At 68.5% G+C, this 12694-nt stretch carries 14 protein-coding genes; 8 read left to right on the forward strand and 6 right to left on the reverse strand.

Features of this window, described 5'->3' with window-relative positions; genetic code table 11:
• Window positions 1–86 precede the first annotated feature (86 nt).
• Together madM and madL are read right to left on the reverse strand one after the other, a co-directional pair.
• Window positions 87–854 carry a malonate transporter subunit MadM gene (gene madM, locus DIE13_RS23975; RefSeq protein WP_096502806.1) on the reverse strand — a complete coding sequence of 256 codons (768 nt, stop codon included), beginning with the start codon at window positions 852–854 and terminating at the stop codon, window positions 87–89.
• Between the two features lie 11 nt (window positions 855–865).
• Window positions 866–1261 carry a malonate transporter subunit MadL gene (gene madL / locus DIE13_RS23980; RefSeq protein ID WP_048242453.1) on the reverse strand — a complete coding sequence of 132 codons (396 nt, stop codon included), beginning with the start codon at window positions 1259–1261 and terminating at the stop codon, window positions 866–868.
• A 334-nt stretch (window positions 1262–1595) separates the two neighbouring features.
• On the opposite strand from madL, the gene DIE13_RS23985 reads away from it, so the two are divergent.
• Both DIE13_RS23985 and DIE13_RS23990 read left to right on the forward strand, forming a co-directional pair.
• Window positions 1596–2444, forward strand: a complete 849-nt coding sequence (locus DIE13_RS23985) for a LysR substrate-binding domain-containing protein (protein WP_124829596.1) — start codon at window positions 1596–1598, stop codon at window positions 2442–2444.
• Window positions 2445–2631: 187 nt separating this feature from the next.
• Window positions 2632–2910, forward strand: coding sequence for a DUF4148 domain-containing protein (locus DIE13_RS23990; protein WP_124829597.1), 279 nt, complete (start codon window positions 2632–2634; stop codon window positions 2908–2910).
• Window positions 2911–2935: 25 nt separating this feature from the next.
• On the opposite strand, the gene DIE13_RS23995 is transcribed toward DIE13_RS23990, so the two are convergent.
• Window positions 2936–3853: a 3-hydroxyacyl-CoA dehydrogenase NAD-binding domain-containing protein gene (locus DIE13_RS23995; RefSeq protein ID WP_124829598.1), complete on the reverse strand. Its 918-nt coding sequence runs from the start codon at window positions 3851–3853 to the stop codon at window positions 2936–2938.
• Between the two features lie 245 nt (window positions 3854–4098).
• Between DIE13_RS23995 and DIE13_RS24000 the strand changes: the two genes are divergently transcribed.
• Both DIE13_RS24000 and DIE13_RS24005 read left to right on the forward strand, forming a co-directional pair.
• Window positions 4099–4539, forward strand: a complete 441-nt coding sequence (locus DIE13_RS24000; RefSeq protein ID WP_124829599.1) for an Hsp20/alpha crystallin family protein — start codon at window positions 4099–4101, stop codon at window positions 4537–4539.
• 16 nt (window positions 4540–4555) lie between these two features.
• Window positions 4556–4969, forward strand: coding sequence for an Hsp20/alpha crystallin family protein (locus DIE13_RS24005; protein ID WP_124829600.1), 414 nt, complete (start codon window positions 4556–4558; stop codon window positions 4967–4969).
• Window positions 4970–5086: 117 nt separating this feature from the next.
• Here the strand turns inward: DIE13_RS24005 and DIE13_RS24010 are convergent, their stop codons facing one another.
• On the reverse strand, window positions 5087–5389 hold the full coding sequence (locus DIE13_RS24010; RefSeq protein WP_124829601.1) for a zf-TFIIB domain-containing protein: 303 nt from the start codon (window positions 5387–5389) through the stop codon (window positions 5087–5089).
• A 79-nt stretch (window positions 5390–5468) separates the two neighbouring features.
• Entirely contained in the window at window positions 5469–6224 is a 756-nt protein-coding gene (locus tag DIE13_RS24015; RefSeq protein WP_124829602.1) for a TerC family protein, read from the reverse strand.
• 108 nt (window positions 6225–6332) lie between these two features.
• Here DIE13_RS24015 and DIE13_RS24020 point away from each other — a divergent pair, with 108 nt between their 5' ends.
• Complete coding sequence (locus tag DIE13_RS24020) at window positions 6333–7226, forward strand: LysR family transcriptional regulator (RefSeq protein WP_124829603.1); 894 nt, start codon at window positions 6333–6335, stop codon at window positions 7224–7226.
• 160 nt (window positions 7227–7386) lie between these two features.
• A complete protein-coding gene (locus tag DIE13_RS24025; protein WP_124829604.1) occupies window positions 7387–8487 on the forward strand; it encodes a DUF2242 domain-containing protein in 1101 nt (366 codons plus the stop codon).
• Window positions 8488–8698: 211 nt separating this feature from the next.
• Here the strand turns inward: DIE13_RS24025 and DIE13_RS24030 are convergent, their stop codons facing one another.
• Window positions 8699–9619 (reverse strand): pyridoxal-phosphate dependent enzyme, encoded by a 921-nt coding sequence (locus tag DIE13_RS24030; RefSeq protein WP_124829605.1) that lies wholly within the window; start codon window positions 9617–9619, stop codon window positions 8699–8701.
• A gap of 169 nt (window positions 9620–9788) precedes the next feature.
• On the opposite strand from DIE13_RS24030, the gene DIE13_RS24035 reads away from it, so the two are divergent.
• Both DIE13_RS24035 and DIE13_RS24040 read left to right on the forward strand, forming a co-directional pair.
• On the forward strand, window positions 9789–10700 hold the full coding sequence (locus tag DIE13_RS24035; RefSeq protein ID WP_124829606.1) for a LysR family transcriptional regulator: 912 nt from the start codon (window positions 9789–9791) through the stop codon (window positions 10698–10700).
• Between the two features lie 731 nt (window positions 10701–11431).
• Entirely contained in the window at window positions 11432–12637 is a 1206-nt protein-coding gene (locus tag DIE13_RS24040) for an MFS transporter (protein ID WP_124829607.1), read from the forward strand.
• Window positions 12638–12694 lie beyond the last annotated feature (57 nt).

Raw genomic sequence — 12694 nt, forward strand, 5'->3', positions numbered from 1 at the left:
CTCAGAGGACGCCGCGATGGATGCGGTCCGCTACGGGCCGCGCCTGCCGGCTGCACGCGCGGGCCGCCCGAACCGGACGCGGACGGCTACGCGCCGACCAGCGCGCGCGTCGTGAAGAACAGCACCGACGGCCCGAGCAGGCAGCCGACGCCGGTATGGAACGTCGCGACCAGCGCGCCGTACGGCACGAGCCGGCGATCGGTCGCGGCAAGCCCGGCGCTCACGCCGCTCACGGTGCCGGCCAGGCCGCCGAAGATCATCGCGGAGCGCGGCGTCTTCAGGCCCATGAAGTTGGCTGCGACCGGCGTGCCCACCATCACGATGATCGCCTTGACGAGCCCCGTCGCGATGCTGAGCGCGATCACGTCGGAACTCGCGCCGATCGCCGCGCCCGTAACGGGCCCGACGATGTAGGTGACGGCGCCCGCGCCGATGGTCGTCATGCTGACCGCGTCGGTGTAGCCGAACGCGCGCGCGATGCACGCACCGACGATGAACGGCAGCACGGTGCCGAGCAGCAGCGACACGACGCCGACGAGGCCGGCCTTGCGCGCCTCGGTCGGCTGCACTTCGAACGCGGTCGCGACGATCGCGAAATCGCGCAGCATCGCGCCGCCCATCAGGCCGACGCCCGCGAACAGCGGCACGTCGGCCAACCCCTTCTCGCCGCCGGTGAATGCGCCGCCGACGTACGCCAGCGCGAGACCGATCACGATCGCGATCGCGGAGCCGTGCACGCGGCCGAACGTGAGCTTGCGCGACACGATCGACGACAGCCACATGATCAGGCCGACCAGCGCGAACGACGCGACGAGCCCGTTGTGGGCGACGGTTTTTTCGAGCATCTGCAGCATTGCGGCCTCCGTCACTGTTCTTCGAATTGCGGCACGCCCGCGAAGGCCGTATCGTCGCGCCCCGTGCGCACGAGTACCGCGATGCAGCATGCGCAGATCGCGACCGCGCCGACGGCGGCCAGCAGCGCGACGGGGCCACCCTTCAGCGCGGCGACGACGTTCTGGTTCGCGGCCATCGCGACGACGACCGGGATGTACATCGCGCCCCAGAAGCCGACGCCGGCCTCGGTTTCCTTCGGCAGCCAGCCGCGCCGGTGCAGCCACAAACGCAGGCAGATCAGCAGCAGCATCGCGATGCCGACGCCGCCGACATTGGTCTTCACGCCGATCGCGGTGCCCAGCAGGTCGCCGAGGAATAGTCCGGCCAGATGGCAGAACGCCAGCAGCGCGGTTCCGTAGATGATCATGAGTCGTCTCCAGTCTCTTCGTGACGGGCGCCTGACACCTGCGGGAGACGGGGCCCGCCGCGCCGATCCCGAGCGCGGACACTCTGTCTCCTGCGGCGGTGCGCCGCGGCCCGGCGGCTCGTCGTGCGAGCGCGTTCTCGGGCGGTCGATGGGATGATGCGGTTTCGAGCCGGACGCCGGATGCCTTAGACTGACCGATGCAGCCGGCGGCGCGACACGCGCTACGCGTCCGCTGCGCCCCGTCTGCACGAGCCGCATCGGGGCGTATCCGATACTAGCCCCGCAAAATCCGGCCATTTATGAAGTTGTCGAAACCGATTCAGTGGATTTAGCAATGCGTCCATTACCGCCCGAGCTGCTGCGCAGCTTCGTCGCCGTCGCCCAGTCCGGCAGTTTCACTGCCGCGTCCGAGCGCGTGAGCCTGTCGCAGTCGACCGTCAGCCAGCACATCCGCCGTCTCGAAGAACTGCTCGACCGGCCGCTGTTCGAGCGCGACACGCGCAACGTGCGCTTGTCGCAGCACGGCGACGCGCTGTTCCGCTACGCAGTGCGCATCCTCGAGCTGATGGACGAGGCCGTCACGTCGGTGTGCGGGCCGCCGCTGTCAGGCAAGGTGCGGCTCGCGATGTCGGAGGATTTCGCGTCCGCGCACCTGACGGCCGCGCTCGCGAGCTTCGTGCAGCGCAATCCGGAAGTCGAGCTCGCGATCTCGACCGGGTTGTCGGGCGACCTGTTCGACGCGCTCGACGAAGGCCGTCACGATCTCGTGTTCGCGAAGCGGGTCGCGGGCAGCCGGCGCGGCCGCGTGATCCGCAGCGAACCGCTTTACTGGTGCACCGGCCCCGATTCACGCATTACCGGCCACGAGGCCGTGCTGCCGCTCGCGATGCATCCCGAGCCGAGCGTGTCGCGCCGTCGCGTGCTGGAATCGCTCGAGGCGGTCGGCCGCCCTTACCGGATCGCGGTCGTGAGCAGCAGCATCGCAGTGCTGCGCGCGGCCGCGAGCGCGGGGCTCGGCGTCAGCGCATTCGCCGGCTACGTGATTCCGGCCGGGCTCGCGCGGCTCGACGCGGGGCTGCCCGAGCTCGGCGAACTCGAATACGTGATCGATCGTCCGGCGGCCGCATCACGCTCGACGCTCGCGCTCGAAGCCACGCTGATCGCCGCGGCGGCCGAGCTGTAGCGGCACCGGTCGCGCTCGCCAACGCAGCAACCTCGGCGACGCCCCGCTGCGGCGTCACGCGCAACTGACCATCTTGCCCGGAACGCGTCAGCGTCTGCGCAGTGCCCGCTCGCGAGAATGGGGCCCATCGGAATGCACGGCAGCGTGCCGTGCGTCCGCTGTCCCGTCCCCATGATCGGAGCACACCATGAACGCCATGCGATTCGCCGTCGCGACCGCCGCAGCCGCGCTGTTATCCCCCGCCTTTGCACAAACCGGCGCGCCCGCCCCCGAGCAGGGCCTCACGCGTGCGGAAGTCGTCGCCCAGTTGAAGCAGGCCTATCTCGACGGCGAGCTGCCGACGAACGACGGCAACTATCCGCCGGACGCCGCGGCGCGCGCGCGCAATCGTGAACTGGTGCAGGCCGCACGACCCGCATGGCTCGCACAGACACCGCAGGCGCCGCAAACGAGCGCTCAGCAATAGTCGCCCGCGCAGCGCAGCGACAGGCTCAGGGCAGGAAGCTGCGACGCCGCGCGTCGATCAGCTCGACGAGCAGCCGGTCGCGCTCGGCGGCGAGCTCCTGCATCGAGCGCTCGCCCTGGATCGCGCGCAGTTCGTCGTTCAGCTTGCGATCGACGTCAGGGTCGAACGACGGCGTGCCGAGATCGTCCCACCACGTCGTGATCGGCCCCGACAGATGTTCGAGGAAGTGCGCGATCCCGCCCGCGCCGCCGCCGAGGTGATAGGTCAGGCACTGCCCCATCAGCCCCCAGCGCAAGCCCGGACCCCATGCGACCGCCTTGTCCGCATCCGCGACGCTCACCACGCCTTCGCCGACGAGGTGATACACCTCGCGGAACAACGCCGCCGCGAGCCGGTTCGCGACGTGGCCCGTCATTTCCTTGTTGAGCACGATCGTCTGCTTGCCGAGCGCGTCGTAAAACGCCTTCACGCGCGCGATCACGCCGGCATCGGTCGCGTCGCCGCCCACCAGCTCGACGAGCGGAATCAGGTGCGGCGGGTTGAACGGATGCGCGATCAGGCAGCGCTCCGGATGCTTGTCGCACGCGGTCTGGATCTCGGACATCTTCAGGCCCGACGAGCTCGATGCGATCGGTACGTGAGCCGGCAGCACGTCGTCCATCCGGCGATACAGCGCGCGCTTCAGGTCGAGCCGCTCGGGGCCGTTTTCCTGCACGAAATCGGCACCGTCGAGTGCGCGCGAGAGATCGGCGTCGAACGACAGCCGTGCGCAGAGTTCGGCGGCCCGTTCGCCGAGAAACGCGGCGAGCGCGTCGCGCAGCCGTGTGTCGGCCTGCGGCGCGGGATCGGTCGCGACGACGTCGAAGCCCTTCGACAGATAGAAAGCCGCCCAGCTCGCGCCGATCACGCCGGCCCCGACGATCGCGATGCGTTGAATGTCCATGTCCTTCCCGTCTCCGTGGTCTGTGGATAGCGCGACGATTGTCGCATCGATTCGCATCGTCACGCGTTGACGCAAATTGCAATTTCCCTCTTGAAAACCGCTGCGGCGGCCTCTAATTACCGGTTACCCGGCAGTGCCCGTCACGCGGGCTGCCCCCGTTTCGACTCGGCGGCAAGCCGCCCGTCGCACTCGCCATCGGCGACGCGTCGTCGCGTCTTTCGCGTTTCATGTTCCGGAGGAATTTCATGAGCGGCATTCATAACGGCCACGACCTGTTCGACGAATTCGCCCGCGTGCAGCGGCAAATGGCGAGCCTGTTCGGCGAGCTGCCGACCGGCATCCGCGCGGTGCGTCCCGGCGCGTTTCCCGCGCTGAACGTCGGCACCACCGACGACGCGATCGAGATCGTCGCATTCGCGCCCGGCATGAGCGCGGCCGACTTCGACGTATCGATCGACAAAGACCTGCTGACGATCAGCGGCGAGCGCAAGCCCGCGCCGCGCGACGCCGGCGACGAAGTGCGCACCTATGCGCAGGAACGCTTTCATGGCACGTTCCGCCGCGTGGTCGAGCTGCCGCAGAATGCCGATGCCGACAACGTCAGCGCCCGCTACGAAAACGGCTGCCTGCTGATTCGCGTCGGCCGGCGCGAGGCATCGAAGCCGCGCGCGATAACCGTCCAGTAAAACTCAGGATAACGACATGAATACGAGCCAGACCCTGACCGAACGCCAGACCGGTGCCGCGCCTGCTGTTGCCGCTGCCGACGCCGCACGCCGCCCCGCGATTACGCCGGCCGTCGATATCGTCGAGGACAAGCAGCGCGTCACGCTGCGCGCCGACCTGCCCGGCGTGCCGCGCGAAAACCTCGACGTGAAGGTGCACGACAACACGCTGACGATCGAAGCCGACACACGCATCGACACGCCGGCCGAGCAGCGCATCCGGCATGCCGAAGTGCGCGCGCCGCGCTATGCGCGCACCTTCGTGCTGAGCCCCGATCTCGACACGTCGAGGATCGACGCCAACCTGCGCGACGGCGTGCTCACGCTGACGATTCCGCGTCGCGAGGAAACGCGCCCGCGCCGCATCGACGTGACGTCCGGCAACGCGTAAACGCCGACATACATCGTCGCGCGACGCGTATGTAAAAGCCCCGCCAGGCACGCTGCCTGACGGGGCTTTTTGCAACATGCGTGCAACGTGCGGCGCGGTGCATGCGCACCGCAGCGATCAATCGAAGTCGAACAGGTCGAACATCGATTTCTTGCGGCGCTGGCCGTCGTGCCGATAACGATCGTCGTGCGAACGGCCGTCGCGGCCCCAGCCATCTTCGCGCGTGCGCGGTGGCTGCGGATCGTGCCGCATCGGCGCCTCTTCGCGACGTGCCGGCGCATCGCCGGTTTCGCGCGCAATCAGCTTGTCGAGTTCGCCGCGATCGAGCCACACGCCGCGGCACGTCGGACAGTAGTCGATTTCGATCGACTGGCGCTCGGCCATCAGCAGGTCGGGCGTCTTGCAGACCGGACATTTCATCGCGCTTCTCCCAGGGTTGCAAATTCCGCGTCGCGGGCAAGCCGGCCGAGGCCGGCCTCCCGCTCGCCGGCTCAGTGACTCAGCGACCTTCGACTCGCGCAGCGCGCTTCGCCTTCGCGCGCCGCGCCAGCATGTTCATGCCCTCGACGAACGCCGAGAACGCCATCGCCGCGTAGATATAGCCCTTCGGCACGTGCGAGCCGAAACCTTCCGCGATCAGCGTCATGCCGATCACGACGAGGAACGACAGCGCAAGCATCACGACGGTCGGGTTGCGGTCGATGAAGCGTGCGAGCGGCTGGGCGGCGAACAGCATCACGGCCACCGCGACGATCACCGCGACGAACATGATCGGGATGTGCTCGGTCATGCCGATCGCGGTCACGATGCTGTCGATCGAGAACACGATATCGAGCATCACGATCTGGCCGATCGCCGCCCACATCGTCAGGCTGGCCGCGCCGCCGGACGCGCCATCCGCGTCGCCGTCGCGCGACACGTGGTGATGGATCTCGGTCGTCGCCTTCCAGACGAGGAACAGGCCACCCGACAGCAGGATCAGGTCGCGCCACGAGAATGCATGATCGAACAGCGTGAACACGGGCGTGGTGAGGCTCGCGATCCATGCGACGCTGCCGAGCAGCGCGAGACGCATCACGAGCGCGAGCGCGATGCCGACGCGCTGCGTGCGGGCGCGCTGCGCTTCGGGCAGCTTGTTGCTGAGGATCGAGATGAAGATCAGGTTGTCGATGCCGAGCACGACTTCCATCACGACGAGCGTCAGGAGCGCCGCCCAGACGGCGGGATCGGCAGCAAGCGTCAGCAGGTAGTCCATGAAAAGGGCCGAGACGAAAGTGGAAAGCCCGATGATAGACAACCCACGACCTCGAGAAAATCAGAGAAAATGTGATATTTGGTTCGGTTTTTACGAAATAACGATCCGATGCTGAATTTTCGACATCTGTACTATTTCTGGGTCGTCGTGAAGGAAGGCGGCTTCGCGCGTGCCGCCGAGCGGCTCGACATGGCCGTGCAGACGATCAGCGCGCAGGTGCGCGAGCTCGAGAAGTCGCTCGGCCACCAGCTGCTGCGCCCGGCCGGGCGCGGCGTCGCGATGACCGACGCCGGGCAGGCCGCGTATGCGCGCGCGGAAGTCATCTTCGAGATGGGGCGGCTGATTCCCGACGAAGTCCGCGCGGCGGCGAGCCAGCCGACCGTGCGGCTCGCAGTCGGTCTCGCGGACGGGATCTCGAAGCTGGCGGCCCATGCGATCCTCGCGCCGGTGCTCGATACGCCCACGCTGCGGCTGCTGTGCCACGAAGGCGAACACGATGCGCTGCTCGCGGAGCTGGCGCTGCACCATCTCGATCTCGTGCTGGCCGGCCAGGGCGCGCCGTCGGGGTCGAACCTGCGCGTGACGAGCGAGCGGCTCGTCGCGTCGCCGGTCGACTGGTACGGGCCGGCGGCGCTCGTCACGCCGGCCGCCCGACAGCGCTTTCCGGAGTGCCTCGCCGAATTGCCGGTGCTGCTGCCCACCGCCCATTCGGCGCTGCGCGCGCGTCTGGACCTGTGGCTGGAGCGCGAACGGATCGTCCCACGCGTGGCCGGGGAATTCGAGGACAGCGCGCTGATGGCCGTGTTCGCCGCGCGCGGCCTCGGCGTATTTCCGCTCAGCGAACTCGGCGCGAACGATGCATCGCTGCTGCGCGGGCTGCGCCGGCTCGGCCGCGCGGGCGACGTGACCGAGGAAATCCACGCGATCCGCTCGCGGCGCGGCGAACATCATCCGCTGGCATCGCAACTGCTCGCCGCCGCGCGGCCCGTGCCGGCCGGCTGAAGCGAACGCGACATCAAACGAAACTATAATGACGCCCCGGCCATACGAGATTGCCCGCGGAAATCGCCCGCGCGCCGCGCAGGCACCGCCGTTACGCGGCTTGCGCGCACTGCGCCCGCAGCCGCCGCACGGCATCTCGCCGAGCCTTTTGAAAGACGCCATGCACAACCGATTTCGCCTGTTTTCCGTTTCGTGCGCGCTCGCGGCCGCGGCCGTGCTGGCGGCGTGCTCGTCGCCGCCCAAGCCGATCTACCAGCAGGAACAGTTCGACGCGACCAGCAGCCCGTACTCGCACACGTTCCACTCGAAATCCGATGCAACCTGCGAAGCCGCGCGGCGCGCGCTGCTGAGCCAGGGCTATGTCGTGTCGTCGTCGCGCAACGACGCGGTCGACGGCAGCAAGAATTTCCAGCCCAGCAACGACATGCACGTCGTGATCGAGTTTCACGTCGTGTGCGCGGACGCGAACACGGATGGCTCGTCGAGCATCGCGTACGTGAACGCGGTGCAGGATCGCTACACGCTGAAGAAGTCGAATACGTCGGCGAGCGTCGGGCTCAGCGTGTTCGGCTCGCTATCGCTGCCGATCGGGTCGAGCGACGATGCGCTCGTGAAGACCGCGAGCGAGACGATTCCGGCCGGCGTGTTCTATGAGCGCTTCTTCAATCTCGTCGAGCACTTCCTGAAGGTCGATCCGGCCCGCCGCGATCGCGCGGCCGTGAGGGCGGCCGAGAAGGAACCGGTCACGCCCCTGCCCGAGCCCGCGCCGACGCCGCAGGGCGAGCCGATGAAGATGACGACGCCGGTCGTGCCGACGCCGCCCGCCGCGCCGGTGCCGCTTTCGGTGCCGAGCGTCGCGCCGGCGACGGGGACATCGGTGGTGCCGGCCGCGCCCGGTGTCACTCCGGCCGTGGTCGCACCGGGAACAATGCGGGCTGGTGTACCGGGGGCGGTTTCGGTGCCTGCTTCGGCTTCGGCCCCCGCTTCGGCTTCGATCCCCGCTTCGGCTTCGGTTCCCGCTTCGGCTTCGGCGCCTGCTGCGGCCTCGGTTCACGCTTCGGCCCCGACGCCCGCTTCGGCTTCGGCCCCCGCTTCCAGCCCGGTATCGACGCCTGCCGCTGCAACGCCGGCATCGGCCGCATCTGCGCCGGTGCCCGCGTCCACGACATCCGCCCCCGCGTCCTCGAACACCACGCCTGCCGCCGCCGATCCGGTCGCATCATCGGCACCGACCGGTGCAAGCGCACCAGTTGCCAACTAACGCGCGTTCCGTCTCCCCGCGCCGTGCCTCTCGAGGCGCGGCGCGATCCCCCTTCTCCGCCCCCGCCAACGACATGTCCGGCCGCACGCCGGCCGCCCGTCACGCACCTTCGATTCGAAGCGACTGACGACCGAGGTCAACGCACCACGACGGCCCCGCGCGCCCTACGTGCAAGACCAGCCGGAATCTCCTGCCGCCCTGCCTTTCCGCTTTACCTCAACGTCGCATTCAGCGTGTGCAGTGACTCGACCGTCGCCGTCACGCCGCCGCAGACGATCACCGCGATATTCGACGCCGACTCGAGCACCGGCACCGACGCGTCGAGCGCGGCCAGCGCAGCACCGCATGCGGGTTCGACGACGATCCGGTGCTCGTCCAGCAACCGCAGCGACGCAGCCACCGCTTGCGCATCCGACACGACGACCGGATGAATCGCGTGCCGTGTCGCCCATTCGACCGCCGCGTCGCATGGCCGCTTCGCGCCGAGCGACGTCGCAATGCTCGTGATCGCCGGCAATTCGACCGGATGCCCCTGCTCGACCGAACGCGCATAGCAGTCGGCACCTTCCGTCTCGACCGCGACGACCGGCACGTCGCGCCAGCCGTTGCGCGCGAGCCCTTCGAGCACGCCGCACAACAACCCGCCGCCGCCGACCGCCAGCACGACCGCATCGGGCTTCGGGCCGCTCGCCGCCATCTCGTCGATCATCGTCGCGTGCCCCTGCCACAGCACGGGGTCGTCGAACGGATGCACGAAAGCGTCGTGCGGGCCGACGGCCGCCAGCGCGAACGCGTTCGCCTCGGCCCAGCTCGCGCCGTGCACGACGACCTCCGCGCCCTCGACGCGAATCAATTCGCGCGCGCGGGCCGACGCGCTTTCCGGCACGACGACGAGCACCGGCACACCGAGCTCGCGGCCACAGTACGCGACCGCGATGCCCGCATTACCGCCCGACGACGACACGAACCGCCGTGCGCCAGTCGCATGCCGCGCTTCGCAGACGGCACCGATCCCGCGCAACTTGAACGAACCGGACGGCTGCAGCGCATCGAGCTTGAACAGAACGTTCATGCCGAGCCGACGCGAGGCGATTTGCGAACGGATATACGGAGTCTGGATATGAAGCGGCATGGTGCGGGACACGATGAGAATGGGTGACGGAAGGAGCGCGCCGACGGCGAGCCGGTGCGGCAACGGAAACCATCGTACGGCACGCACGCCATGCTTTCCAATACCATCGAATGGCATTTGCTATGCTCTGCAGGCATACCGCATCAATCGGAATCGGAGCCCGCACCGCATGCGCCAGATCGAACTGCGTCACCTGCGTTATTTCGTGGCGGTCGCGCAAGCCGGCAGCGTGATGGCCGGCGCCCGCGCGGCCGGAATCGTCCAGCCGGCGCTGTCGCGTCAGATCCGCGAACTCGAGGAAGCGATCGGCACGCCGCTGCTGATCCGCCGCGCAACCGGCGTCACGCTCACGGCGGCCGGCGCGAGCTTCCTGCAGGACGCAACCGCCCTGCTCGCGACGTTGCAGGACAGCCGCGAGCGCGCGTTGCGCAGCGCGGCCGGCCAGTTCGGCGAGCTGCGGCTCGGCGCGCTGCCGAACTGCCTGCCGCTGCCGATCGTCGCGGATGTGCTGAAGGCGTTTCGCGACGCATGTCCGGACGTGAAACTGTCGATCGCGCCGATGCTGTCAGCCGAGCAGGCGGCGGCGCTGACGCGCGGCCAGCTCGACGGCGGCATCATGGCGTGGCGTCGCGACGAAGCGCCGCACCTGTCAGGCGTGCGGCTGCTGAGCGACCGCTTCGTGCTCGCGATGCCCGCGCGGCCCGGCGGCCCCTTTCATGCGCCGCGCGCGCTGGCCGACGTCGCGCATGCGCCGTTCGTATGGTTCGACGCACAACGCTCCGCCGCGCACCACCGGTTCCTGATGGCGCAATGCGAGCGGGCCGGCTTCACGCCGCGCATCGCACAGGTCGGCAGCGACATTCCGACGCTGATCGGCCTCGTTGCGGCCGGCATGGGCTGCGCGTTCGTGCCGGAAAGCGCGGCGCCGACGTGTCCGCACACGGTCCGGCTCGTCGCGCTCGACGAACTCGCGAGCCGCTTCGACATCGAGTTCGTGTTCGACGGCGCACCGGCGTCGGCGTCACCGGTCGTCGCGCGGTTCGTCGAAGCCGTGCGCGAAGCGACCGGTTACGCGGACTGAGCGGCGAAACCGCAGGAGCGGCAGCCGGACCATCCGCGGCGGATCCACCCGCCGCATTCGCCATCGCGGCGCCCTAAACTACGGCGCAAATTCGCGAAAATCCTTTCATATCGATGACAAATCATGTCGACGCGTCAGTATTTTTAAATTGACACCAAAAACGGCCGTTTAATGACATTTCGAATTGTTATGGACCGAAATATACTTCGCGCGCATCCAACCCTCGTGCCAAAGAGAGGATGCTTTTCCACCCCGGTCACGGTCCCCCTGTGACCGGGGTTTTTTTGCTCCTGAGCCACGCCGGCAACGGGTTCGCGACGACGATGCAGCACGTCCGCGCGCGAAATGACGGTCGTGCGCGCGTGTCGGCCGATCGCTTCGTCGCGGCCGCTCAGCGCCGCCCGCATCGCTTCGGAACGCAGTCGTAGACCCGGCCGGCCGTGCACGTCGAACCCGGGCGTTCCGCTGCACCCGGCAGCCTCGTTGCTCCGGCGACGGACTCCATTCGCACGGCACGGGCCCACTCGCGCGCCCAGCCGTCGATCGCGTGCGAATCGCCGGAAGCCCCGTCCTGCGGGCCGGGTGTGCACACCGGCCGAGTCTGCATTGTTGACATGAAATCAAGATAATTTCGCCTGCATGCGGCTTTTTCCGCAAAAGTAGTGCAGGCACACTTCAGCCTGTCCACAACGGCGCGATGCCGTTGCCCAACGCTTACAGGAGCACTTCGCGTGAACACCACGACTTCTTCTCCTTCCCGCCCGGGCGGCAGCGCCACGCTGCCGCTGCTGGCGCTCGCCGCCGGTGCGTTCGGCATCGGCACGACCGAGTTCTCGCCGATGGGCCTGCTGCCCGTGATCGCCGACGGTGTGCACGTGTCGATTCCGAAGGCCGGCATGCTGATCAGCGCATATGCGATCGGCGTGATGGTCGGCGCGCCGCTGATGACGCTGCTGCTCGCGCGCTGGTCACGCCGCTCGGCGCTGATCGCGCTGATGTCGATCTTCACGATCGGCAACCTGCTGTCGGCCATCGCACCGGACTACACGACGCTGCTGCTCGCCCGACTCGTCACGAGTCTGAACCACGGCGCGTTCTTCGGGCTCGGCTCGGTGGTCGCGGCAAGCATCGTGCCGCGCGAGAAGCAGGCCAGCGCCGTCGCGACGATGTTCATGGGCCTCACGATCGCGAACGTCGGCGGCGTGCCGGCCGCGACGTGGCTCGGCCAGATCATCGGCTGGCGCATGTCGTTCGCGGCAACCGCGGGCCTCGGCATCGTCGCGATCGCCGGCCTGTTCGCCGCGCTGCCGAAGGGCGAAGCCGGCAAGATGCCGAACCTGCGTGCCGAGCTGTCGGTGCTGACGCGCCCCGTCGTGCTCGGCGCGCTCGCCACGACGGTGCTGGGCGCCGGCGCGATGTTCACGCTGTATACATACGTCGCCCCGACCCTCGAACACCTGACGGGCGCCACGCCCGGCTTCGTGACCGCGATGCTCGTGCTGATCGGTGTCGGCTTCTCGATCGGCAATATCGCCGGCGGCCGTCTGGCCGACCGCTCGCTCGACGGCACGCTGGCCGGGTTTCTGGTGCTGCTGATCGCGACGATGGCCGCGTTTCCGCTGCTCGCCAGCACGCATGCCGGCGCCGCGATCACGCTGCTGGTCTGGGGTATCGCGACGTTCGCGGTGGTCCCGCCGCTGCAAATGCGCGTGATGCGTGCCGCACACGAAGCACCGGGCCTTGCATCGGCCGTGAACATCGGTGCGTTCAACCTCGGCAACGCGCTCGGCGCGGCGGCCGGCGGTGCGGCAATCTCGGCCGACTTCGGCTACGCGGCGGTGCCGGCCGTCGGCGGGCTGATCGCCGCGGCAGGGCTCGCTGTCGTCGCGCTGCAGGTCGCTCAGCGCCGCCGCGCACCGGCCGCCGCGAATTCCTGAACGCGACCTTGCCGGCCCGGCGAATCGCGCGGGCACACCGGACTCGAAACATGCATT

It is taken from the genome of Burkholderia sp. Bp9016 (assembly GCF_003857765.1).
Classification (GTDB): Bacteria; Pseudomonadota; Gammaproteobacteria; order Burkholderiales; family Burkholderiaceae; genus Burkholderia.

Coding starts and splice junctions, on each gene's coding strand:
- madM (WP_096502806.1), bottom strand. CDS start 854: ATGCTGCAGATGCTCGAAAAAACCGTCGCCCACAACGGGCTCGTCGCG.
- madL (WP_048242453.1), bottom strand. CDS start 1,261: ATGATCATCTACGGAACCGCGCTGCTGGCGTTCTGCCATCTGGCCGGA.
- DIE13_RS23985 (WP_124829596.1), top strand. CDS start 1,596: ATGCGTCCATTACCGCCCGAGCTGCTGCGCAGCTTCGTCGCCGTCGCC.
- DIE13_RS23990 (WP_124829597.1), top strand. CDS start 2,632: ATGAACGCCATGCGATTCGCCGTCGCGACCGCCGCAGCCGCGCTGTTA.
- DIE13_RS23995 (WP_124829598.1), bottom strand. CDS start 3,853: ATGGACATTCAACGCATCGCGATCGTCGGGGCCGGCGTGATCGGCGCG.
- DIE13_RS24000 (WP_124829599.1), top strand. CDS start 4,099: ATGAGCGGCATTCATAACGGCCACGACCTGTTCGACGAATTCGCCCGC.
- DIE13_RS24005 (WP_124829600.1), top strand. CDS start 4,556: ATGAATACGAGCCAGACCCTGACCGAACGCCAGACCGGTGCCGCGCCT.
- DIE13_RS24010 (WP_124829601.1), bottom strand. CDS start 5,389: ATGAAATGTCCGGTCTGCAAGACGCCCGACCTGCTGATGGCCGAGCGC.
- DIE13_RS24015 (WP_124829602.1), bottom strand. CDS start 6,224: ATGGACTACCTGCTGACGCTTGCTGCCGATCCCGCCGTCTGGGCGGCG.
- DIE13_RS24020 (WP_124829603.1), top strand. CDS start 6,333: ATGCTGAATTTTCGACATCTGTACTATTTCTGGGTCGTCGTGAAGGAA.
- DIE13_RS24025 (WP_124829604.1), top strand. CDS start 7,387: ATGCACAACCGATTTCGCCTGTTTTCCGTTTCGTGCGCGCTCGCGGCC.
- DIE13_RS24030 (WP_124829605.1), bottom strand. CDS start 9,619: ATGCCGCTTCATATCCAGACTCCGTATATCCGTTCGCAAATCGCCTCG.
- DIE13_RS24035 (WP_124829606.1), top strand. CDS start 9,789: ATGCGCCAGATCGAACTGCGTCACCTGCGTTATTTCGTGGCGGTCGCG.